Below are 15,909 nucleotides of genomic sequence, written 5' to 3'. Positions count from 1 at the left end.
CCGCGCGGATCCTCTTCCCGGGGAGAAGAATCGGATGCGGTCAAGCTAGAGAGAGAAGGACGACCGTGACGAGCATCGCCATCATCGGAGGCACCGGCTACACCGGGAGCAACATCGCGCGCGAGGCGCTGAGCCGGGGGATCGAGGTGACCTCGGTGTCGCGGCACGAGCCCGCAGAGCCGATCGAGGGGGTCCAGTACCTGACGGGCGACATCGCCGACCAGGCTCTGCTCGAGCGGGTCGCCGCCGACCACGACGTCGTCGTGATCGCCATCCACGCCGTCGACGGCGACAACGCGCCCGTGCTCCTGCCCCTCACGCCCGCGATCGCCGGTGCGGCGAAGCAGGGCGGAGCGCGCCTCGGCGTCGTCGGCGGCGCCGGCAGCTCGTTCGTCGCGGAGGGCGGACCGCGCCTCCTCGACACCGCGGAGTTCCTCGACGCGTGGAAGCCCGAGGCGTCCAGCCACGCCGAGGTGCTCCAGTGGCTGCAGGCGAACGGCGGCGATCTGGAGTGGTTCTACGTCAGCCCCGCCGCGCTCTACGGCTCGTTCGCCCCGGGCGAGACCACCGGCGAGTACCGCACGAACGGCGACGTGCTCGTCACGAAGGAGGACGGCTCGTCGGAGATCTCCGGCACCGACTTCGCCCTCGCGTTCGTCGACGAGATCGTGGAGCCGAAGCACACCGGCCGGAGGTTCACCGTCGGCCACTGAGCGGCATTGCACTTCGCGGCGTGATGGAGTAAAGCGCTCCTTGCGCCGCGAAGGCGTTTAACGTAAGCTCGATGTTTGGTGTTTTCGGGCGTTCGCGCCTGCGCGAATCGCGTCCGGACACTCGCAAGACCAGCACAGACTACAACAGCGACAGTGAGGCTATGGCCAAGAAAGACGGCGTCATCGAGATCGAGGGCTCAGTCCTCGAGGCTCTCCCGAACGCGATGTTCCGGGTGGAGCTCACCAACGGACACAAGGTCCTCGCACACATCTCCGGCAAGATGCGGCAGCACTACATCCGCATCCTCCCCGAGGACCGTGTGATCGTGGAGCTGAGCCCGTACGACCTGACCCGTGGCCGGATCGTCTACCGCTACAAGTAGGCCTGGGGCCGGAAAGTAACGGCTCCGCCCGCGCGGAGTACGAGGACAGCGAGAGAAGAAGAATCATGAAGGTCAACCCCAGCGTCAAGCCCATGTGCGAGCACTGCCGCGTGATCCGTCGCAACGGACGCGTCATGGTGATCTGCAAGAGCAACCCGCGTCACAAGCAGCGCCAGGGCTGAGCCCCTACCGCAGCATCCACAACTGAACACGAACCAGCAGTCCCGAGAGGTCCGCGCCAGCGCGGACCGACTCCTCCGGTGGGAGGCCGGGGCACAGGGACTGCTCCACACCTCCCACTCATCATGAGGAGAATGCCGTCATGGCACGTCTGGCAGGCGTCGACATCCCCCGCGAGAAGCGCGTGGAAGTCGCACTCACCTACATCTACGGAGTCGGCCGCACCCGCGCGCTGAAGACTCTCGAGGAGACCGGCATCAGCGGAGACATCCGCGTGAAGGACCTCACCGACGACCAGCTCGTCGCCCTCCGCGACCACATCGAGGGCAACTTCAAGGTGGAGGGTGACCTTCGCCGCGAGGTCGCCGCCGACATCCGCCGCAAGGTCGAGATCGGATCGTACGAGGGCATCCGCCATCGCAAGGGCCTCCCGGTCCGCGGTCAGCGCACCAAGACCAACGCTCGCACCCGCAAGGGCCCGAAGCGCACCGTCGCCGGCAAGAAGAAGGCCGGCCGCTGAGCCGCCGACACCACAGGATCTGAGGAGACCACTACATGGCTACCCCCAAGTCGGCTGTCCGCAAGCCGCGCAAGAAGGAGAAGAAGAACGTCGCCGTGGGCCAGGCCCACATCAAGTCGACGTTCAACAACACGATCGTCTCGATCACCGACACCACCGGTGCGGTCATCAGCTGGGCGTCGTCCGGCGGCGTGGGCTTCAAGGGCTCCCGCAAGTCGACCCCGTTTGCTGCTCAGCTCGCTGCCGAGTCGGCCGCGCGCCAGGCGCAGGAGCACGGCATGAAGAAGGTCGACGTGTTCGTCAAGGGCCCGGGTTCGGGCCGCGAGACCGCGATCCGCTCGCTCCAGGCCGCCGGCCTCGAGGTGGGCTCGATCAACGACGTGACGCCGCAGGCCCACAACGGCTGCCGTCCGCCGAAGCGCCGCCGCGTCTGAGTTGTCGTCCAGCCCGCCGGGTGCCCTGCGCATCCGGCGGGCCGCTCGCGTCTCGCGAGAACCTCCGCCTCTCCCCGACAACTCCATACTTCGATCGGGCCAGCCACCCGGTTGTATCGCAAAGCGTCATATAGCGGACGCTTGGCCGAAAGGAATACACAGTGCTCATCGCACAGCGCCCCACCCTCACCGAGGAGAACATCTCGGAGTTCCGCTCGCGCTTCGTCATCGAGCCGCTCGAGCCCGGCTTCGGCTACACCCTCGGCAACTCGCTCCGTCGCACCCTCCTGTCGTCGATCCCCGGCGCCGCCGTGACGAGCATCCGCATCGACGGCGTGCTCCACGAGTTCTCGACGATCCCCGGTGTCAAGGAGGACGTCACCGAGATCATCCTGAACATCAAGCAGCTGGTGGTCTCGAGCGAGCACGACGAGCCCATCACCGCCTACCTGCGCAAGCACGCGTCGGGTGAGGTCACCGCGGCCGACATCTCGGCTCCGGCGGGCGTGGAGATCCACAACCCCGACCTCGTGATCGCGACCCTCAACGACAAGGCCAAGTTCGAGCTCGAGCTCATCATCGAGCGCGGCCGCGGCTACGTGTCGGCCACCCAGAACCGCAGCGAGTTCTCCGAGGCGGGCCAGATCCCGATCGACTCGATCTACTCGCCCGTCCTCAAGGTGACCTACCGCGTCGAGGCGACCCGTGCCGGTGAGCGCACCGACTTCGACCGCCTCGTGGTCGACGTCGAGACCAAGCCGGCCATCACGCCGCGCGACGCGATCGCCTCGGCGGGTCGCACGCTCGTCGAGCTGTTCGGTCTCGCCCGCGAGCTCAACACCGCGGCCGAGGGCATCGAGATCGGCCCCGCGCCGGTCGACGCCGTGCTCTCCAGCGAGCTGTCGGTGCCGATCGAGGACCTCGACCTCTCGGTCCGCTCCTACAACTGCCTCAAGCGCGAGGGCATCAACACGGTCTCCGAGCTGGTCGCCCTCTCCGAGACGCAGCTGATGAACATCCGCAACTTCGGTCAGAAGTCGGTCGACGAGGTGAAGGACAAGCTCGTCGAGCTCGGCCTGTCGCTGAAGGACAGCGTGCCCGGCTTCGACGGCGCGCACTTCTACGGCGGATACGACGACGAGAACGTCTGATCTGACGTTCGACCGAGCTTTTCACTGACGTAAAACCTGGAGAGAGATCAATGCCCAAGCCGACCAAGGGACCCCGCCTCGGAGGCGGACCGGCGCACGAGCGCCTGCTCCTCGCGAACCTCGCTGCCGCGCTGTTCACGCACAAGAGCATCAAGACCACCGAGACGAAGGCCAAGCGCCTGCGTCCGCTGGCCGAGCGCCTCATCACCTTCGCCAAGCGTGGCGATCTGCACGCCCGTCGTCGTGTCCTCGCCGTGATCGGCGACAAGAACGTCGTCCACGAGCTCTTCACCGAGATCGCTCCGCTGGTCGCCGAGCGTGAGGGCGGCTACACCCGCATCACCAAGCTCGGCTTCCGCAAGGGCGACAACGCCCCCATGGCGCAGATCGAGCTCGTGCTCGAGCCGGTCGTGAAGAAGAACGCGTCGAAGCCGGCGCGCTCGAAGGCCGCAGCGGCTTCGGCCGCCCCGGTCGAGGAGGCCCCCGCCGAGGAGACCGCCGCCGAGGACACCACCGCCCCCGAGGCGGAGGAGACCGAGGCCGCCGAGGCGCCTGCCGCCGAGGAGACCACCGCCGACGAGACCGAGGCTCCGGCCGAGGCCGCCGACGAGAAGGCCGACGAGACCAAGTAGTCTCGCTCGCTCACGAACGCCCCGCATCCGGACGTGGATGCGGGGCGTTCGTCGTTTCCTAGACTGACGGGATGGACTCGATGCGCGTGAGGCTCGACATCGCGTACGAGGGGACCGACTTCAGCGGGTGGGCCAGGCAGCCCACGCTCCGTACCGTGCAGGGTGTGCTCGAGTCGGTGCTCGCCACGCTGTTCCGGCGGCACGAGCCGGCCCCGCTGCTCACGGTGGCGGGGCGGACGGATGCGGGTGTGCACGCGAGCGGGCAGGTGGCCCATGTGGATCTCACCGCCGACCAGCTCGGCAGCCTCCGTCGACGCCACGACGTCGACGCGAGCCCGGACGCACTGGCGTCGAAGCTCGCCGCGCGGATGAACGGCGTGCTCGGAGCCGACTCCGACGTCGTCGTCCTCGGGAGCACCATGGCCCCGGCGGGGTTCGACGCGCGGTTCTCCGCGGTCTGGCGCCGCTACGAGTTCCGGGTGGCGGATGCGGACACCCCTCGCGACCCGCTGGAGCGGCGCCGCACGGTGCGGCATCCCACGCGCCTCGACGTGGACGCGATGGACAGCGCCGCGCGGGCCCTCCTCGGGCTCCACGACTACGCCACGTTCTGCAAGCCGCGCGAGGGGGCCACGACCATCCGCACGCTCCAGGAGTACGGCTGGCTTCGCGACGACCGGGGTGTGCTGATCGCCCGCCTCCAGGCCGACGCGTTCTGCCACAGCATGGTGCGGGCGCTCGTCGGGGCGGCGGTGGCCGTCGGCGACGGCTCGCTGACGGGGGAGCGGCTCGTCGAGCTCCGCGACGACCGGATGCGCACCAGTGCGTTCCTCGTGATGCCCGCGAAGGGGCTCACGCTCACGGAGGTCGGATACCCGGCAGCGGACGAGCTGGCCCGCCGCGCCGAGCAGACGCGAGCGCGGCGCGAGCTCGACTGATCGGGTCGCGGTGCCGGTCGCCCGCCGTTTGACCGGATCCCACCGATCGCGTACTCTTGATCTTTGGTGTGCGCCCGGCGCGCATCCGTAGTTGAGCCCTCCACCGGACGGTTCCCCTCGATCCGAGGGCAATCTCCACCGGAGCGGGATTCACGAACCCCTCACTCGAACAGAAAGCAGCACTACTGTGACGCGCACCTACACCCCCAAGGCCGGCGAGATCACGCGCGGCTGGGTCGTGATCGACGCCACCGACGTCGTCCTCGGCCGTCTGGCGAGCCACGCGGCCGCCATCCTCCGCGGGAAGAACAAGGCGACCTTCACGCCTCACGTCGACACCGGCGACTTCGTCATCATCGTCAACGCCGACAAGGTCGTCCTGACCGGCTCCAAGGCGGAGAAGAAGCTCGCCTACCGTCACTCGGGCTACCCGGGCGGCCTCAAGGCGGTCTCCTACACCGAGCTGCTCGAGAAGAACCCGGCCCGCGCCGTCGAGAAGGCCATCCGCGGCATGCTGCCGAAGACGTCCCTCGGTCGCGACCAGTTCCGCAAGCTCAAGGTCTACACCGGCCCGGAGCACCCGCACGCTGCTCAGCAGCCCACGCCCTACACCCTCGACCAGGTCGCCCAGTAGCGCCAGGCCCCTAGACACAAGACTTAAGGACTGAATCACCGTGGCGAAGATCGCAGACCAGATCGACGTGGCTCCTGAGAGCTACAGCACCGAGACCCCGGCCGAGGAGGCGCCCCGCGCCCCCCGCGCCGTCCTGAACGTGTCGGGCGCGGCCGTCGGCCGCCGCAAGGAGGCCATCGCTCGCGTGCGCCTCGTCCCCGGCTCGGGCACCCTCACCATCAACGGCCGCGCGTTCGAGGACTACTTCCCGAACAAGCTGCACCAGCAGCTGATCACCGACCCGTTCAAGGTGCTCGACCTCATCGGCTCGTACGACGTGACCGCCAGCATCTCCGGTGGCGGCCCCTCGGGTCAGGCCGGCGCGCTGCGTCTCGCCATCGCCCGTGCGCTGAACGAGATCGACCGCGAGAACAACCGCCCCACCCTGAAGAAGGCGGGCTTCCTCACGCGCGACGCCCGCGTCATCGAGCGCAAGAAGGCCGGTCTCAAGAAGGCGCGCAAGGCCTCGCAGTTCTCCAAGCGCTGATCCGCGCTCGGTCTACGCTGTAGCCTATGGCTCGCCTCTTCGGCACCGACGGTGTCCGTGGACTCGCGAACCAGGACGTCACGGCCGATCTCGCACTGCGCGTCGCCCAAGCGGGTGCACGCGTGCTGGGTTCCCCAGCCCGCGAGATCGGCCGTCGTCCTGTCGCGGTCGTCGCACGTGATCCACGCCAGTCGGGTGACTTCATCGCCGCCGCCGTCGCGGCGGGCTTCGCCGCTTCCGGCGTCGACGTGCTCGACGCGGGCGTGCTCCCCACGCCCGCGGCGGCGTATCTGATCGCCGACATCGATGCGGACTTCGGCGTCGTCGTCTCGGCGTCGCACAACCCCGCGCCCGACAACGGCATCAAGTTCTTCGCCTCTGGAGGGAAGAAGCTCCCGGACGAGGTCGAGGAGCAGATCGAGGCCGCGCTCGAGCTTCCGCCCCTCGCCCCGCTGGGTGGCGAGGTGGGGCGCATCCGCCGCTTCGCCGACGCCGAGGACCGCTACGTGGTCCACCTCCTAGGGACGCTGCCGCACCGGCTCGACGGCATCCACGTCGTGCTCGACTGCGCCCACGGAGCGGCCGCGGGGGTGTCTCCCGAGGCGTTCGCCGTCGCCGGTGCGACGGTCACCGTGATCGGGAACGACCCCGACGGGATGAACATCAACGACGGGGTGGGATCGACGCACCTCGAGGAGCTCGCGGCCGCCGTGGTCGCCGCGGGAGCCGACGTCGGCATCGCGCACGACGGCGACGCCGATCGCTGCCTCGCGGTCGACGCCACGGGCGCCGTCGTCGACGGCGACCAGATCATGGCGATCCTCGCCGTGGCGCTCGATCAGCGCGGTCTCCTCCGGGAGCGCACCCTGGTGGCGACGGTGATGAGCAACCTCGGGCTGAAGCGCGCCATGGCCGAGCACGGGATCTCGATGCTCGAGACCAAGGTGGGCGATCGCTACGTGCTCGAGGCCATCAACGAGGGCGCCTACAGCCTCGGCGGCGAGCAGTCGGGGCACATCATCTTCGCCGATCACGCCACGACCGGCGACGGGATCCTCACCGGTCTGCAGCTGGTGAGCCGCATGGCTCAGACGGGGTCGTCGCTCGCGGAGCTCGCGTCGGTGATGAAGGTGTACCCGCAGACGCTGGTGAACGTGCGCGGGGTCGACCGCGACGGCGTGGCGACCGATGCCGTGCTCGCGCGGGCGGTCGCCGAGGCCACCGCCGACCTCGGCGACACCGGCCGCGTGCTGCTGCGCCCTTCCGGGACCGAGCCGCTCGTCCGCGTGATGGTGGAGGCGGGCGACCAGTCGACCGCCGACCGCGTCGCCGGCGAGCTGGCCGAGGTGGTGCGTCAGCGGCTCTCGACGGGCGTCGAGCGCTCCTGAGGCGCGTGTCCGCTCCTCGGGGCGCGGGCAAGCACCGTCCGCCCCGGCGGATCGGGTCGGGCGTCACACCTTGCGAAGCAGGACGTGCTTGACGGTGTGGTCCGACTCCTTGCGGAGGACGAGGGTGGCGCGCGACCGGGTGGGCCGGATGTTGGCCATCAGGTTCGGCAGGTTGATCGACTCCCAGATGGAGCGGGCCGTGGCCCTCGCCTCGGCCTCGCTCAGGCTGGCGTACCGGTGGAAGTACGACGACGGGTTCGCGAACGCGCCGCGCTGGAGGTCGAGGAACCGGTTGACGTACCAGCGCTCGAGGTCGCTGGTGCGCGCATCCACGTAGATCGAGAAGTCGAACAGGTCGCTCACCGCGAGGTTGCCCCGCAGGGGCGGCTGGAGCACGTTGAGCCCCTCGACGATGAGGATGTCGGGCTGGCGCACGACGATCTGGGCCTCGGGCACGATGTCGTAGCTCAGGTGCGAGTAGAACGGCGCGCGCACCTCGGCGACGCCGCTCTTCACGGCGCTGACGAAGCGCAGCAGGCTCCGCCGGTCGTAGGACTCCGGGAAGCCCTTCCGGTTCATGATGCCGCGGCGCTGCAGCTCAGCATTGGGATAGAGGAAGCCGTCGGTCGTGATCAGCTCCACGCGAGGTGTGTCCGACCAGCGGGCGAGCAGCTCGCGGAGGAGCCGGGCGATGGTCGACTTCCCCACGGCGACCGACCCGGCCACCCCGATGACGAAGGGCGTGCGGCTCGAGTGCTCGCCGAGGTAGCCGCGAGTCGAGTCGTAGAGGGCCCGGGCGTTGGAGGCGTAGAGGTTGATCAGGCGCGTCAACGGGAGGTAGACCTCCGAGACCTCGCGCATGTCGAGGGGGTTCCCGAGTCCGCGCAGCTGGACGATCTCGGTCTCCTGGAGCGGGAGCGGCGTCGACGGAGCCAGGGATGCCCAGTGGGCTCTGCCGATCTCCACGAACGGACTGAGCCCCTGGCCGGCCTGGTTCACGGACTCGCCCATAGGCTCTCCATTCTGCCCGATCGCGCGCCCGGCGGATGCTCGGGGAGGCCGCTATAGGCTCGACCGCATGTGTGGCATCGTGGGTTACGTCGGACCGAAGAGCAGCCTCGAGGTGCTGCTGGGGGGCCTCCGTCGCCTCGAATATCGCGGGTACGACTCGGCGGGCGTCGCCGTCATCGCCGACGACGGGCAGCTGGTGACGAGGAAGCGCGCCGGCAAGCTCGCGGTCCTCGAGTCCGACCTCGCCGCGGTGCCGCTGCCCGAGGGCACGACCGGCATCGGACACACCCGGTGGGCGACCCACGGCGGCCCGACCGACGTCAACGCGCATCCGCACCTGTCCGCCGACGGACGGATCGCGCTGATCCACAACGGCATCATCGAGAACTTCGCCTCGCTCAAGCAGGAGCTGGTCGACGCCGGCTGCACGTTCGATAGCGAGACCGACACCGAGGTCGCCGCGAAGCTGCTCGGACGCGAGTACGAGCAGGGCGACGGCATCGCGGCCGCGCTCGCCCGCGTCGTCGCGCGTCTCGAGGGCGCCTTCACGCTGCTCGCGGTGCACCAGGACGAGCCGGGTGTCGTCGTGGGCGCGCGCCGCAACTCCCCGCTCGTGATCGGGCTCGGCGAGGGCGAGAACTTCCTCGGGTCCGACGTCGCCGCGTTCGTGGAGCACACCCGCCGCGCGGTGGCGATCGGGCAGGACCAGATCGTGGTCATCACCCCCGACTCGGTCACGGTCACCGACTTCGAGGGCGGACCGGTCGAGGTCCACGAGTTCGAGGTCTCCTGGGACGCCTCCGCCGCCGAGAAGGGCGGATGGTCGAGCTTCATGGCCAAGGAGATCAGCGAGCAGCCCGAGGCCGTCGCGAACACGATCCGCGGCCGCGTGGTCGACGAGCAGGTCGTGCTGCCCGAGCTCGAGGGCCTCGACGAGGTGCTGACCGACATCGACCGCATCATCATCATCGCCTGCGGGACCGCGAGCTACTCGGGCCTGGTCGGGAAGTACGCGATCGAGAAGTGGGCCCGCGTCCCCGTCGAGGTCGAGCTCTCCCACGAGTTCCGCTACCGCGACCCCGTCCTCAGCGAGCGCACCCTGGTGGTCTCGATCAGCCAGTCGGGCGAGACGATGGACACGCTGATGGCCGTGAAGTACGCGATCGCCAACGGCGCGCGCACCCTCTCCATCTGCAACACGCAGGGCGCCACCATCGCCCGCGAGTCGGATGCGGTCGTCTACACGCACGCCGGCCCCGAGGTCGCCGTCGCCTCGACGAAGGCGTTCGTCGCGCAGATCACCGCGCTGTACCTGTTCGGCCTCCACCTCGCGCGCCTGCGCGGCACCGTCGAGCAGGGCCGAGCCGCCGAGCTCGTGGCCGAGCTCCGGGCCGTCCCCGACAAGATCGCGAAGGTGCTGGAGTCCGCCGACGAGATCGATCAGCTCGCCCGGTGGATGTCCGACAGCCGCGCCGTGCTGTTCCTCGGCCGGCACGTGGGCTACCCGATCGCGCTCGAGGGCGCGCTCAAGCTCAAGGAGCTCGCGTACATCCACGCCGAGGGCTTCGCCGCGGGAGAGCTCAAGCACGGCCCCATCGCCCTCATCGAGCCCGGACAGCCGGTCTTCGTGGTGGTGCCCTCGCCGCGCGATCCCGGTTCGCTGCACTCGAAGGTGGTCTCGAACATCCAGGAGATCCGCGCTCGTGGAGCCCGGGTGCTCGCGGTGGCCGAGGAGGGCGACGTCGCGGTGCTGCCGTTCGCCGACGAGGTCATCCGCATCCCGCTTGCCGCCCCGCTGTTCGAGCCCCTGCTGACGGTCGTCCCGCTGCAGCTGTTCGCGATGTCGCTCGCGACGGCCAAGGGCCTCGACGTCGACCAGCCCCGCAACCTCGCCAAGTCGGTCACCGTCGAGTGACGCCGTGATCGTCGGAGTGGGTGTCGACATCGTCGACGTGGCGCGGTTCGGGCGGTCACTCGACCGGACGCCGCGCCTCGAGGAGCGGCTGTTCGCCGAGGGCGAACGCGGACGTCCCGTGCGGTCGCTCGCCGGACGCTTCGCGGCGAAGGAGGCCCTCATCAAGGCCGTCGGCCACTCGACCGGCTTCCGGTGGCACGACATGAGGGTGGTCTCCGACGCGGAGGGCAACCCGGGCTTCGAGCTCACGGGCGGCGTGGCCGAGGCGCTCGCGGCGCTGGGCGCCACGCGGGTGCACCTGAGCATGAGCCACGACGGCGGCTCCGCCTGCGCGTTCGTGGTCGCGGAGACGACACCGTGAGCGAGACGACGGCGGGTCGACCCGTCCCCGGACACCCCGCGCTCCGACGCGCGGTCGTCGACCTGAGCGCGGTGGCCTCGAACGTCGAGCGGATCTCGCGCATCGTCGACGGCGCCCAGATCATGGCCGTGGTGAAGGCCGACGGATACGGGCACGGCGCCGTCCCGGTCGCCCGCACCGCTCTCGAGGCGGGAGCGACCTGGCTCGGCACGGCGGACGTCGGTGAGGCGCTCGCGGTGCGGGCGCAGATCGCCGACGCGCCGATCCTCGCCTGGCTGCACGATGCCGATCCGCGCTTCGACGAGGCGGTGGAGCGCGGCATCGCGATCGGAGCCAGCTCCGCGCTCCATCTCGAGCGCGCCGCGGCGGCGGCGTCCGCGACCCGGGCGCGGCCCGCCTCCGTGCACCTCAAGGTCGACACGGGCCTCGGCCGCAACGGCATCCCGCGCCGGGAGTGGGAGAGCGTGTTCGACCGGGCGCGCGAGCTCGAGCTGGAGGGGCGGGTGAGCGTCGACGGCCTGTTCAGCCACCTCTCCAACGCCGACCCCGTCGAGGACGGTCTCCAACTCGACGCCTTCCGCGAGGCCGAGGGGCTGGCGCAGGCCGCCGGCCTCGAGCCGCAGCTGCGTCACATCGCCGCGACGGCGGCGGCGCTGCGGCTGCCGCAGACGCGACTCGACCTCGTCCGCATCGGGATCGGGCTGTACGGGTTGTCGCCGTTCGACGACGAGAGCCCTCGCCGGCTCGGCCTCCGGCCGGCCCTCAGGCTCGAGTCGAGGCTCATCTCGGTCAAGCGCGTGAAGGCGGGGACCGGCGTCTCCTACGGCTACACCTACCGCGCCGAGCAGCCCACCACGCTGGGCCTCGTGCCCCTCGGCTACGCCGACGGCATCCCGCGCCACCTGTCGAACACCGGCTCGGTCGAGGTCGGGGGCCGACAGCGGCGGATCGTCGGCAGGATCGCCATGGACCAGTTCGTCGTCGACCTCGGCGACCACAGGGCCTCGGTGGGGGATCTCGTGACCCTCTTCGGCGATCCGGCGACCGGAGCCCCGAGCGCGTTCGACTGGGCGCAGGCGGCCTCGACGATCAACTACGAGATCGTGACCCGGCTCGGCGGCCGTGTGGTGAGGGAGTACGCATGACCGGGCACGACCGGGCGACACCGCGTCGCGCCGCTGTCATCGACCTCGACGCCTTCCGGCACAACGTACGGACGCTCGCGGCGCTCGCGGCGCCCTCCGAGACCATGCTCGCCGTCAAGGCGAACGCCTACGGGCACGGGATGGTGCCCCTGGCGTACGCCGCCCTCGAGGCCGGCGCAGGGTCGCTCGCCGTGCTCGACATCCCCGCGGCCCTCGCGCTCCGCGAGGCGGGCATCACCGCGCCGATCTTCGCCTGGATGCACGACGTGGGCTCCGACTTCGGGGCGGCGGCGGAGGCCGACATCGACCTCGGCATCTCCGGCGTCTGGCAGCTCGACGCCCTCGCCGCGGCGGGCGCCTCGCGGGCGCCTCGCGTCCACCTCAAGATCGACACCGGACTGAGCCGCAACGGCGCCACGACCGAGGACTGGCCCGGGCTCGTCCGCGCCGCGCTCGACTACGACGCCCAGGGTGTCGTCCGTCTGCACGCGGCGTGGTCGCACCTCGCCGACGCGTCTCCCGCCGACGACGCCGAGTCGCTCCAGCGGCTCCGCGCGGCCGTCGAGGTGGCGGAGGGACTCGGCGCGCGCTTCGAGCGCCTGCACCTCGCGGCGAGCTCGGCAGGCATCCGCGAACCGGAGGCCAGGCTCGACCTGGTGCGCTTCGGCATCGCCGCCTACGGCATCTCGCCGTTCGACGACGTCGACGGGCGGGGTCTGGGACTGCGCCCGGTGATGACACTCAAGGCCCCGGTGGCCGCGGTCAAGCGCGTCGAGGCCGGGCACGGCGTCTCGTACGGCTTGACCTACCGGACCGACAGCGACTCCACGCTCGCGCTCGTCCCGCTCGGGTACGCCGACGGCATCCCGCGCATCGCGACGGGCCACGGCACCGTCTGGATCCGCGGACGCCGCTACCCGATCGCGGGCCGCATCGCGATGGACCAGTTCGTGGTCGACGTCGGCGACGCCGAGGTCGCGGTCGGTGACGAGGTGGTGGTGTTCGGCGAGGGTGACCGCGGCGAGCCCACCGCGGAGGACTGGGCCGGCTACGCACAGACCATCGGCGACGAGATCGTCGCCCGGGTCGGTCCCCGCGTCGACAGGCTCTACGTGGGTGCACGACCGGAGGGCATGCCCGAGGCGATCCGCCTGGAGCGTCCGTGAGTCGGTCGACGTCATCCGGCGCGGGGATGGGCGATGCCGAGGTCATCGAGGTCGCGACTCCGGAGGCGATGGAGGCGCTCGGTGGCTCTGTCGCCCGGATGCTGCGGGCCGGCGACGTCCTGGTGCTCTCGGGAGACCTGGGCGCCGGGAAGACCACGTTCACACGCGGTCTCGGGGAGGCGCTCGGCGTCCGCGGGCCTGTGACGAGCCCGACGTTCGTGCTGGCCAGGACGCATCCGAACCTCGGGGACGGTCCCGCGCTCGTGCACGTCGACGCCTACCGTCTCGACAGCGCGCTCGAGCTCGACGACCTCGACATCGACTTCGCGCGGTCGGTCGTGGTGGTGGAGTGGGGCGAGGGGCTCATCGAGGCCCTCGCCGAGTCGTATCTCGCCGTGCGCATCGACCGGCCGCACGGCGCGGCTCCGGTCCTCGGATCGTCGGCCTCCGAGGGGGAGGAGCCCATCGAGCCGCGCTCGGTCACCGTCCGCCGAGTGGGGCCGCGCTGGCTGTGACCCCTCTGCGGGACGCGGCGTTAGGCTCGAGGGGTGCTGCTCTCCCTCGATACCTCGGCCGGATCGTCGGCCGCGGTGCTCGACGGCGCTGACGTCGTCGCCGAGCGCTCCGTCGCCGACACCATGCGCCATGCCGAGGTGGTGGGCGCACTCATCGCGGGCGTGCTCGACGACGCCGGTGCGACGCCGCGCGACATCGAGGACGTCGTCGCCGGCATGGGCCCCGGCCCGTTCACCGGGCTCCGCGTCGGCATCGCCGCGGCCAAGGCGTTCGCCTTCGGGATCGGCCGGAGCATCCTCCCGGTCGTGAGCCACGACGCCGTCGCCTTCGAGGCGTGGCACTCCGGGGCTCGCGGGCCTCAGCTCGTGGTGACGGATGCGCGCCGCCGGGAGGTCTACTGGTCGGCCTACGTGCTCGACGAGTCGGGTGCCCACCGCGTGGACGGGCCCGGACTGTCGCGGCCCGACGACCTGCCGCATCCGGACGCCGCGCGCATCGACGCCGCCGTGGTCTCCGCGGGCGCGCTCGGTCGCGTGGCGGTGGAGCGGGCGCGCGCGGGCGCAGCTCCCGAGCCCGACGAGGCGCTGTACCTCCGATCGCCCGACGTGACCCTCTCCGCCGGCCGCAAGCGGGTCACCGCGTGAGCGTCGAGCTGAGAGCGGCGACGCTCGACGACCTCGACGACGTCATGGCCCTCGAGACCTCCACCTTCACGACCGACGCCTGGTCGCGGGAGTCGATGGCCGCGGAGCTCGCGAGCGCGCACTGCCGTTACGTGGTCGCCGTCGACGACGACGGCGCCTTCGCCGGGTACGGGGGAGTCCTCGTGCCGGCCGGGTCGAAGGACGCCGACATCCAGACCATCGCCGTCGCGCCGGAGAGGCGCGGTACCGGCCTCGGACGCCGCCTCATGGAGCGTCTCCTGGCCGAGGCCGTCGACCGCGGGGCCCGCGAGGTCTTCCTCGAGGTCCGGGCCGACAACCCCGTGGCGCAGGCGCTGTACCTGTCGCTCGGGTTCGAGCAGATCGCGGTGCGGCCGCGCTACTACCAGCCGGATGGGGTCGACGCGCTGGTCATGCGTGCGTCGCTTCGCCCCTCCCGCAGCGGTGTCGGCGCCGGCGGGCTCACCGAGGAGGACACCCGATGAACCGACTCGAACCCCTGGTGCTGGGCATCGAGACCTCCTGCGATGAGACCGGCGTGGGGATCGTGCGGGGCGACCGGCTGCTCGCGAACGTCATCGCCTCGTCGATGGACGAGCACGCCCGATACGGCGGTGTGGTCCCGGAGGTGGCGGCACGCGCGCACCTGGAGGCCATCGAGCCCACGCTCGCGGCGGCGGTCGCGGAGGCGGGGATCCGGCTCGACGACGTCGATGCCATCGCCGTCACCACCGGGCCCGGGCTCTCGGGGGCGCTCATGGTCGGGGTGGGCGCGGCCAAGGCGCTCGCGGTGGCGCTCGAGAAGCCGATCTACGCGGTGAACCACCTGGTCGGGCACGTCGGCGCCGACGTGGTGTCGGAGGAGCCGTTGGAGTACCCGACGATCGCGCTGCTCGTCTCCGGCGGTCACACCTCGCTCCTCGTGGTCCGCGACCTGGTGGGCGACGTGGAGCTGCTCGGCGAGACGATCGACGATGCCGCGGGGGAGGCCTTCGACAAGGTCGCCCGGGTCCTCGGCCTGCCCTACCCGGGAGGGCCGCAGATCGACAGGGCGGCGGTCGGCGGAGACCCCAAGGCCATCCGCTTCCCCCGCGGTCTGAGCCTGCCGAAGGACATGGCGAAGCACCGCTACGACTTCTCGTTCTCCGGGTTGAAGACGGCGGTCGCCCGCTGGGTCGAGGCGGAGACGGATGCGGGACGAGAGGTGCCCGTCGCCGACGTCGCCGCGAGCTTCCGGGAGGCCGTGGTCGACGTGCTGCTCACGAAGGCCTTCGCCGCCTGCGCCGACCTCGGCATCCCCCGCCTGCTGCTCGGCGGCGGAGTGGTGGCCAACGCCCGGGTGCGCGAGGAGGCGGCGCGCCGGGCCGCGATCGCCGGCGTCACGCTGCGCATCCCGCCGTTGTCGCTGTGCACCGACAACGGGGCGATGATCGCCGCGCTGGGCGCCCAGCTCGTCATGGCCGGGCGTGAGCCGTCCTCCCTGGACTTCGGCGCCGACTCCACCCTGCCGGTGACCGACGTCCTGGTGCACTGACCGCCGGTCCTGCACAGGCGCCGTCGACCGGCTGTCATCGGGTGCGGAGCACGTCGCCCTCCCCTCCGCGGGGGTCGTGCTGCCATGATGGTCGTGCCCC

General features: G+C 70.8%; 20 protein-coding genes. 19 read left to right on the top strand and 1 reads right to left on the bottom strand.

Annotated features, from left to right (window positions below; translation table 11 throughout):
- Positions 1-65 precede the first annotated feature (65 nt).
- The 11 genes from IEX69_RS18980 to glmM all read left to right on the top strand — a co-directional run bounded on the left by IEX69_RS18980 (position 66) and on the right by glmM (position 7,499).
- Positions 66-713: an NAD(P)-dependent oxidoreductase gene (locus tag IEX69_RS18980; protein WP_217348671.1), complete on the top strand. Its 648-nt coding sequence runs from the start codon at positions 66-68 to the stop codon at positions 711-713.
- Between the two features lie 161 nt (positions 714-874).
- Positions 875-1,096: a translation initiation factor IF-1 gene (infA, locus tag IEX69_RS18975; RefSeq protein ID WP_017885509.1), complete on the top strand. Its 222-nt coding sequence runs from the start codon at positions 875-877 to the stop codon at positions 1,094-1,096.
- 65 nt (positions 1,097-1,161) lie between these two features.
- Positions 1,162-1,278, top strand: a complete 117-nt coding sequence (gene rpmJ, locus IEX69_RS18970) for a 50S ribosomal protein L36 (RefSeq protein ID WP_085018765.1) — start codon at positions 1,162-1,164, stop codon at positions 1,276-1,278.
- A 140-nt stretch (positions 1,279-1,418) separates the two neighbouring features.
- Complete coding sequence (gene rpsM, locus IEX69_RS18965) at positions 1,419-1,796, top strand: 30S ribosomal protein S13 (RefSeq protein ID WP_085018766.1); 378 nt, start codon at positions 1,419-1,421, stop codon at positions 1,794-1,796.
- Between the two features lie 35 nt (positions 1,797-1,831).
- Positions 1,832-2,230 carry a 30S ribosomal protein S11 gene (gene rpsK, locus IEX69_RS18960; RefSeq protein WP_022896808.1) on the top strand — a complete coding sequence of 133 codons (399 nt, stop codon included), beginning with the start codon at positions 1,832-1,834 and terminating at the stop codon, positions 2,228-2,230.
- A gap of 161 nt (positions 2,231-2,391) precedes the next feature.
- Positions 2,392-3,381, top strand: a complete 990-nt coding sequence (locus tag IEX69_RS18955) for a DNA-directed RNA polymerase subunit alpha (RefSeq protein ID WP_085018767.1) — start codon at positions 2,392-2,394, stop codon at positions 3,379-3,381.
- A gap of 50 nt (positions 3,382-3,431) precedes the next feature.
- Positions 3,432-4,013 (top strand): 50S ribosomal protein L17, encoded by a 582-nt coding sequence (rplQ, locus tag IEX69_RS18950; RefSeq protein WP_085018768.1) that lies wholly within the window; start codon positions 3,432-3,434, stop codon positions 4,011-4,013.
- Between the two features lie 80 nt (positions 4,014-4,093).
- A complete protein-coding gene (locus IEX69_RS18945) occupies positions 4,094-4,951 on the top strand; it encodes a tRNA pseudouridine synthase A (RefSeq protein WP_085021346.1) in 858 nt (285 codons plus the stop codon).
- 187 nt (positions 4,952-5,138) lie between these two features.
- The gene (rplM, locus tag IEX69_RS18940; RefSeq protein WP_085018769.1) at positions 5,139-5,585 is read left to right on the top strand and encodes a 50S ribosomal protein L13; all 447 of its coding nucleotides are present in this window, start codon (positions 5,139-5,141) and stop codon (positions 5,583-5,585) included.
- Positions 5,586-5,625: 40 nt separating this feature from the next.
- Complete coding sequence (gene rpsI, locus IEX69_RS18935) at positions 5,626-6,111, top strand: 30S ribosomal protein S9 (RefSeq protein ID WP_085018770.1); 486 nt, start codon at positions 5,626-5,628, stop codon at positions 6,109-6,111.
- Between the two features lie 26 nt (positions 6,112-6,137).
- Positions 6,138-7,499 carry a phosphoglucosamine mutase gene (glmM, locus tag IEX69_RS18930; protein ID WP_085018771.1) on the top strand — a complete coding sequence of 454 codons (1,362 nt, stop codon included), beginning with the start codon at positions 6,138-6,140 and terminating at the stop codon, positions 7,497-7,499.
- Between the two features lie 63 nt (positions 7,500-7,562).
- On the opposite strand, the gene coaA is transcribed toward glmM, so the two are convergent.
- Positions 7,563-8,510 carry a type I pantothenate kinase gene (gene coaA, locus IEX69_RS18925; RefSeq protein ID WP_085018772.1) on the bottom strand — a complete coding sequence of 316 codons (948 nt, stop codon included), beginning with the start codon at positions 8,508-8,510 and terminating at the stop codon, positions 7,563-7,565.
- A gap of 67 nt (positions 8,511-8,577) precedes the next feature.
- Between coaA and glmS the strand changes: the two genes are divergently transcribed.
- Genes glmS through tsaD form a run of 8 tightly spaced genes read left to right on the top strand, consistent with a single transcriptional unit; the run spans position 8,578 to position 15,809 of the window.
- Positions 8,578-10,425 (top strand): glutamine--fructose-6-phosphate transaminase (isomerizing), encoded by a 1,848-nt coding sequence (glmS, locus tag IEX69_RS18920; RefSeq protein ID WP_085018773.1) that lies wholly within the window; start codon positions 8,578-8,580, stop codon positions 10,423-10,425.
- A 4-nt stretch (positions 10,426-10,429) separates the two neighbouring features.
- Positions 10,430-10,786: a holo-ACP synthase gene (locus IEX69_RS18915; protein WP_085018774.1), complete on the top strand. Its 357-nt coding sequence runs from the start codon at positions 10,430-10,432 to the stop codon at positions 10,784-10,786.
- Positions 10,783-11,931, top strand: coding sequence for an alanine racemase (gene alr / locus IEX69_RS18910; protein ID WP_085018775.1), 1,149 nt, complete (start codon positions 10,783-10,785; stop codon positions 11,929-11,931). Before IEX69_RS18915 ends, alr (IEX69_RS18910) begins: the two co-directional genes overlap by 4 nt.
- On the top strand, positions 11,928-13,097 hold the full coding sequence (gene alr, locus IEX69_RS18905; RefSeq protein WP_085018776.1) for an alanine racemase: 1,170 nt from the start codon (positions 11,928-11,930) through the stop codon (positions 13,095-13,097). The genes alr (IEX69_RS18910) and alr (IEX69_RS18905) overlap by 4 nt, the downstream gene beginning before the upstream one ends.
- Positions 13,094-13,612, top strand: a complete 519-nt coding sequence (tsaE, locus tag IEX69_RS18900; RefSeq protein WP_308420517.1) for a tRNA (adenosine(37)-N6)-threonylcarbamoyltransferase complex ATPase subunit type 1 TsaE — start codon at positions 13,094-13,096, stop codon at positions 13,610-13,612. Before alr (IEX69_RS18905) ends, tsaE begins: the two co-directional genes overlap by 4 nt.
- 33 nt (positions 13,613-13,645) lie before the next feature.
- Entirely contained in the window at positions 13,646-14,257 is a 612-nt protein-coding gene (tsaB, locus tag IEX69_RS18895) for a tRNA (adenosine(37)-N6)-threonylcarbamoyltransferase complex dimerization subunit type 1 TsaB (RefSeq protein WP_085018778.1), read from the top strand.
- Entirely contained in the window at positions 14,254-14,760 is a 507-nt protein-coding gene (gene rimI, locus IEX69_RS18890) for a ribosomal protein S18-alanine N-acetyltransferase (RefSeq protein ID WP_085018779.1), read from the top strand. The genes tsaB and rimI overlap by 4 nt, the downstream gene beginning before the upstream one ends.
- Positions 14,757-15,809 carry a tRNA (adenosine(37)-N6)-threonylcarbamoyltransferase complex transferase subunit TsaD gene (gene tsaD / locus IEX69_RS18885; RefSeq protein WP_085018780.1) on the top strand — a complete coding sequence of 351 codons (1,053 nt, stop codon included), beginning with the start codon at positions 14,757-14,759 and terminating at the stop codon, positions 15,807-15,809. The genes rimI and tsaD overlap by 4 nt, the downstream gene beginning before the upstream one ends.
- Positions 15,810-15,909: the final 100 nt, after the last annotated feature.

The organism is Cnuibacter physcomitrellae, assembly GCF_014640535.1.
Taxonomy (GTDB): Bacteria; Actinomycetota; Actinomycetes; order Actinomycetales; family Microbacteriaceae; genus Cnuibacter; species Cnuibacter physcomitrellae.
This window is presented reverse-complemented; position numbering and strand designations above follow the sequence as displayed.